Genomic DNA, 3,182 nt, shown 5'->3' with positions numbered 1-3,182 from the left:
CCGGGCCGCGGTCGCGCCGCGCGTCGGCCAGGGCGCGCTCCACCTGCGCCGGGTCGGCGCCGGGTCGGGACGGGTGGCCCGCGTCGAAGGGCGGCTGCGGGTCGTACTCGAGCGTCAGCTGGATGGACCGTGCCTCGGCGTCGCCCGCGATCTCCGCGGCCAGCACGAGCGCCGCGTCGATGCCGCTCGTCACGCCGCCGCCCGTGATCAGGGTCCCGTCGCGCACGACGCGCTCCGCCACGGGCGTCGCGCCCAGCAGCTCCAGCAGCGGATGCGAGGCCCAGTGGGTCGTCGCACGGCGACCGCGGAGGAGCCCGGCGGCCCCGAGGACGAACGCCCCCGTGCACACGCCGAGCACGTGGCGCGCCGCGGCCGCCTGCCGCGCGACGAACGCCACGACCTCGGGATCCTCCATCGCCTCGAACGCGCCGCGTCCGCCCGGCACGAGCAGCACGTCGGCCGGCGGGGCGTCCGCGAGCGTCGTCGTGGGCAGGAGGGAGAACCCGCTGTCCGTCGGCACGGGCTCGATCCGGTGCCGCGACGTCCACCACGGCCCCGGGCAGCCGGGAGAGCACCTGCAGCGGACCGGTGAGGTCGAGCTGGGTCACGTGCGGGAATACGAGGGCGACGATGCGGAGCGGGCCGGTCATGATCCGATGGTGCCGGACGCGCGGCGCGATCCGTCGCGGATCCAGGCGACCTCGTCCCGCAGCAGCCGGGCGCCCGTGCCCGCGGGGACGTATCCGAGGGCGAGCGCGGCGCGCATGTCGAGGACGAACGGGTGGGCAGCCCGCCACGGGTGCCCGCCGCCCTCCGCGCCGGGCTCGAGCAGGCGCACGCGGCCCCGCCAGCCGAGCTCGTCGGCGATGACCGCGACGATCTCCCGGGCGGTGAGCGGATCCGGGTCGGCCGCGTTGAGGATCCGCGCGCCGGGCACGTCGGCCACCCGGGCGATGAGGGCCGCCGCGTTCGCCGCCGCGGTGAGGTGGTCGACGGACGCGCCGCGGTCGGCGAGGTCGAGGGTCGCCGCACCCGCCGTCATCCGCTCGACGATGCCGCGCGTGCGGGCGTCGCGCGCCCACCGGCCGTGCACCTTCGACGGGCGGATCACGGTGACCGGCAGGCCGCTGTCGAGCGCGGCACGCTCCACGGCCGCCTTGGCGGGCGCGTAGCCCTCGCGGGTCGCGGGGTCGACCCCCGGATCCGCGGGCGGCAGGGTGGGGTTCGACTCGGGCACCGGGACGGGCAGGCGCGGCGGGGCGTCGCCGTTGACGTGCCGGCCCTCCGCGTCGACGTAGACCGCGCGGGACGACGCGACCACCACGGATCCGGCCGCCCGCATCGCCGGGAGGAGCGCCTGCACGTCGGCTGCGGTGAAGGCCACGAGGTCGACGAGCAGGTCCACGTCGTCGCCGACCACGCGCTCGACGCCGCGGACGTCGTGGCGGTCGATCGCGTGGAACCGCACGCCGAGGTCCGTGAGCTCGGCGGGCATGCCGCGCGGATCCCGGCCGGTGACGTCGACGGACCAGCCGGCGCGCGCCAGGTGCGCGGCGGTGGCCCCGCCCATGGCGCCGGTGCCGCCGAGGACGAGGGCGCGCCGCGCGGAGGAGGACATGGTCGTCGAGCCTAGGCGCGGGCGCAGGCGCAGGCGCAGGCGCGGGCCTGGGCGCGGATGCGGCGCGCTCGGTAGGGTGGCGCCGATGATCCGCCTCGAGGAGCACCGCCCGGAGTGGGCGGCGGCGTTCCGCGCCGAGGCGGCCCGGGTCCTCCCGGCGGCAGGAGCATCCCTCACCGCCGTCGAGCACATCGGCAGCACCGCCGTGCCGGGACTCCGCGCCAAGCCGGTCCTCGACCTCGCCGCGCGGGCGGCACCCGGCCTCGACCCGCGGGTGCTCGACGCGCCGTTGCGCCTGCTCGGGTACGCGCGGCACCGGGCCGGCCCGAGGAACCACGACGTGCACGTCCGGTCGGCGGACGGCGTGCGGACGCACATCCTCCACGTGTTCGACGACGAGTCCTGGGAGACCTGCCCGCAGCGCCTGTTCCGCGACCGGCTGCTGCGCGACGCGGACGCCCGGCGCCGCTACGACGCGCGCAAGGCGGAGCTCGCGGCGACGGCGGCCGACGGTCGCGCGTACACCGCCGGGAAGCAGGCGCTCGTGGAGGAGATCGTGAACGCCGAGCGCGCCGACCGCGGCCTCCCTCCCGTCCGCGTGTGGGACAAGTGAGGTGCGCGGCGGCCGGCTGACGGGGACGCGCTCGCGGCAGGGGGTGCCCACCCGCGGCGGCGGCGGGCTCCCGACAGGCGGGCATGAGACCGCGGGGGCGGCGGTGGTGGAGAGCTCCGGAAATCGAACCAGACGAGGCGCCCCGATAGGCGCGCTCCCCGAACGGTCATCACCGTAGCGGATCCGGCTGGGCGTCGGCGCCGGGATCGCATGTCCGGGGATCGCCTGCTCCGGCGCCACCGGGGAGGGGAGGCGTCAGCGTGCGGCGACCCGGACGCGGACGGGGCCGCCCTCGTCCTCGAACAGGAGCGTGGTGCCCACCGGGTACGCGGCCCGCAGCTCCGCGGACGTGTCGTCCGCGACCACGACCGCGACGCGCGCGGCGACGGATCCGGTCCCGCACTCCGAGGGGCCGTCGACGGAGCCGTCCGGGGCGGATGCCCCGACGGTGAGGCACGCGGCGTCGGGCTCGGCCGGCGCGGGGACCGTCCACGCGGCCGGATCGGCGGCGTCGCCGGGATCCACCGGCACGCGTGCCACCGTCAGCCCGTGGAAGCCCGCGACAGCCGTGCCGGGGATCACCGAGCCGGTGTCGACGGAGAGGTAGGTCGCGCCGTCGGGCTCCGGGAGCAGCTCGAGGTCGAGGACGGCGACCGTGGCGCGGTCGTCGTCGAGGGCCCACGCCGTGATCCCCGTGGCGAGCACGGCGGCCACGACCACGGACGCGGCCCACGGGAGCGCGATGCCCCAGCGCGTGGAGGTGCGGGTGCGGGTCCGCGGGCGGGTGCGTGCGCGGGGCTCGTCCGAGCGGATGGGCGTGTCGGGCATGGGAGTCGCATCGGGCGCGTGGGACGGCTCATGCGCGCCGCGCCCGGGCGCTTCGCCCGCGTCCCGCCCCTCGAGCTCGCGCAGGCGCTCGAGCGCGGCCGCGTCCACGGTGTCGCGGCCCGG

The 3,182-nt window shown here is 78.0% G+C and carries 4 protein-coding genes; 1 reads left to right on the top strand and 3 read right to left on the bottom strand.

Annotation, left to right across the window (positions count from 1 at the left end; translation table 11 throughout):
• A partial coding sequence (locus tag Q6969_RS14560; protein ID WP_317231088.1) for a DJ-1/PfpI family protein occupies positions 1-520 on the bottom strand: 520 nt, incomplete at its 3' end.
• A 126-nt stretch (positions 521-646) separates the two neighbouring features.
• Entirely contained in the window at positions 647-1,618 is a 972-nt protein-coding gene (locus Q6969_RS14555) for an NAD-dependent epimerase/dehydratase family protein (RefSeq protein WP_317231087.1), read from the bottom strand.
• A gap of 85 nt (positions 1,619-1,703) precedes the next feature.
• Between Q6969_RS14555 and Q6969_RS14550 the strand changes: the two genes are divergently transcribed.
• Positions 1,704-2,231 carry a GrpB family protein gene (locus tag Q6969_RS14550; RefSeq protein ID WP_317231086.1) on the top strand — a complete coding sequence of 176 codons (528 nt, stop codon included), beginning with the start codon at positions 1,704-1,706 and terminating at the stop codon, positions 2,229-2,231.
• A gap of 255 nt (positions 2,232-2,486) precedes the next feature.
• Here Q6969_RS14550 and Q6969_RS14545 read toward each other — a convergent pair whose 3' ends face one another.
• Positions 2,487-3,059, bottom strand: coding sequence for a hypothetical protein (locus tag Q6969_RS14545; protein WP_317231085.1), 573 nt, complete (start codon positions 3,057-3,059; stop codon positions 2,487-2,489).
• Positions 3,060-3,182: the final 123 nt, after the last annotated feature.

Source organism: Clavibacter sp. MX14-G9D (assembly GCF_032917815.1).
Taxonomy (GTDB): domain Bacteria; phylum Actinomycetota; class Actinomycetes; order Actinomycetales; family Microbacteriaceae; genus Clavibacter; species Clavibacter michiganensis_K.
The sequence above is the reverse complement of the archived record's forward strand: the minus strand, read 5'-3'. Positions and strand labels throughout refer to the sequence as shown.